The organism is Pararcticibacter amylolyticus (genome assembly GCF_003130405.1).
In the GTDB taxonomy this organism is placed as follows: Bacteria; Bacteroidota; Bacteroidia; order Sphingobacteriales; family Sphingobacteriaceae; genus Arcticibacter; species Arcticibacter amylolyticus.
In genome coordinates, this window is the sequence record NZ_QEAS01000027.1 from 1 (window position 1) to 2494 (window position 2494).

The following is a 2494-nucleotide window of genomic DNA, read 5'->3' on the forward strand; positions in this document are numbered from 1 at the left end:
GACGGCAAGCCTTATGGCCCTGTCTACGCCGACCAGAACGGTCACTGGGAACTTGTAATCAACCCTGCATTAGCAGAGGGCGGTCACATAGTAACCGTAAAAGCTACCGATATCGCAGGCAACGTCAGTGAAAGTGCCGGAACGACCATCACGATCAAGACCGATAAGCCAGTAACCCCAGAGCAGCCAACTGTACCGGGCGGCAACGGCGCAGCAACAAACGATACCACTCCAACCTTCAGCGGCACCGCTGAACCAGGCACTAAGATCGAAGTGGTGATCGACGGTAAGCCTTATGGTCCTGTTTATGCAGACCAGAACGGACATTGGGAAATTACCCTTAGCGAAGAGCTGGGTGAAGGCGATCATACCGTCACTGTAAAAGCAACTGACATTGCAGGCAACGTCAGCGAAAGTGCCGGAACGACTATCACCATCAAAACGGATAAGCCGGTAACTCCTGAGCCTCCGACAGTACCTGGTGGTAACGGTTCAGCAACCAACACGACAACTCCAACGTTCAGCGGCGAAGCAGAACCCGGCACTAAGATCGAAATCGTCATCGACGGTAAGCCTTATGGCCCTGTCTATGCGGACCAGAACGGGCATTGGGAACTTGTGATCAACCCAGCCTTAACGGATGGCGGCCACATAGTAACCGTAAAAGCAACAGATATTGCAGGTAACGTCAGTGAAAGTGCAGAAACCACTATCACCGTCAAGACCGATAAGCCGGTAACCCCTGAGCCTCCGACAGTTCCCGGCGGCAACGGCTCAGCCACAAACGATACCACTCCAACCTTCAGCGGTACCGCTGAACCAGGCACTAAGATCGAAGTAGTGATCGACGGTAAGCCTTATGGTCCTGTTTACGCAGACCAGAACGGACATTGGGAAATTACCCTTAGCGAAGAGCTGGGCGAAGGCGATCATGCTGTAACCGTAAAAGCAACTGACATTGCAGGCAATGTCAGCGAAAGTGCGGGAACTACCATCACGATCAAGACTGACAAGCCGGTAACTCCTGAGCCTCCGACAGTACCAGGCGGTAACGGTTCAGCAACCAACACGACCACTCCAACGTTCAGTGGCGAAGCAGAACCAGGCACCAGGATTGAAATCGTCATCGACGGCAAGCCTTATGGCCCTGTCTATGCAGACCAGAATGGGAAGTGGGAACTTGTGATCAACCCGGCTCTGACAGAAGGCGGTCACTCCGTTACCGTAAAAGCAACAGATATTGCCGGCAACGTGAGTGAAAGTGCAGAAGTCACTATTACCATCAAAACCGACAAGCCGGTAACTCCTAACGAACCTGTAGTTCCGGGCGGTACAGGCGTAACATCCGATCCTTCTGCTCCAATCAGCGGGAAAGGAACCCCGGGTACTACCATAGAGATCTATGTTGGCGGACAGAAAGTAGGGGATGCCCCGGTAGATGCAGATGGCAACTGGTCATTCTCATTCAACCCGGCACTTCCTGCAGGATCAAACCAGGTCACTACAGTTGTAGTGGACGAGGCAGGTAACAAAAGTACTCCGAGTGCCCCGGTCAGCATCACCGTGATTGCACAGAAAATGGCTACTGTCCTTACTATTGATCAGGTTGCTGCAAAGACATATGGAGATGCTGACTTCTCAGTCACCATTCACAGCAACAATGATCAAAGCCCGGTAACTTACACAAGCAGTAACCTGGAAGTCGTAACTGTCGGTGAAAATGGCACCATCCATATTGTTGGAGCAGGAACAGCAACCATCACAGTGTCACAGGCAGAGAGCTCTGGCTTTACAGCAGCATCTGCAGCCAGGGAACTCGTGGTGAATAAAGCGAAGCAGATCATTCAGTATTCCACTGTTCCTGTACTGCAGCGTTATGGCACAGCATTTAATATGAATGCAAGTGTCAGCTCCGGTCTCCCTGTACAGGTTACAAGCTCCAACCCGATGGTTGTAAAAATCAACGCAGATAAGCTTGAACCCCAGGGAATAGGCAGAGCAACAATCTCTCTCTCCGTAGCGGGAACGAATAACCTGGAACCGGCAACTGTTGAGGTGGATGTTAACGTTGTAGATGAAACTGGTCAGAAACTGATCGTAAACAAACTCGTGACTCCGAACGGCGATGGTGTCAATGATGTGCTGCAGATCGAAGGCTTAAGCAACCTGACCGACTACCACATCGTCATCGTCAACCGCGCAGGAACGAAGGTGTTTGAATCCACATCATACGCAACCGGCGATGTCTTCCAGCAAAACGGAAAGGGCTTTACCGCTACATTCCTGAAAAGAAACAACCTTCCGCAAGGATCTTATTTCTACAGGATAAACTATAAAGACGGAAATACTCAAAAGTATAAAACCGGATATATCGTAGTGAAGTACTAGCCTTCCTGCTAAATATATAAAAGAAGAAGCCGTCTTCCCTCCAGGGAGGACGGCTTCTTCTTTTATAATGCACCGCCCAAGCCCCTACTTCATCCTCTTCATCCTG

At 50.6% G+C, this 2494-nt stretch carries 1 protein-coding gene; it reads left to right on the top strand.

Annotated elements, in window-relative coordinates:
* Positions 1-2388, top strand: a 2388-nt coding sequence (locus tag DDR33_RS22745; RefSeq protein ID WP_146198834.1) for an Ig-like domain-containing protein, incomplete at its 5' end; no start/stop codon positions are given.
* Between the last annotated feature and the right edge of the window lie 106 nt (positions 2389-2494).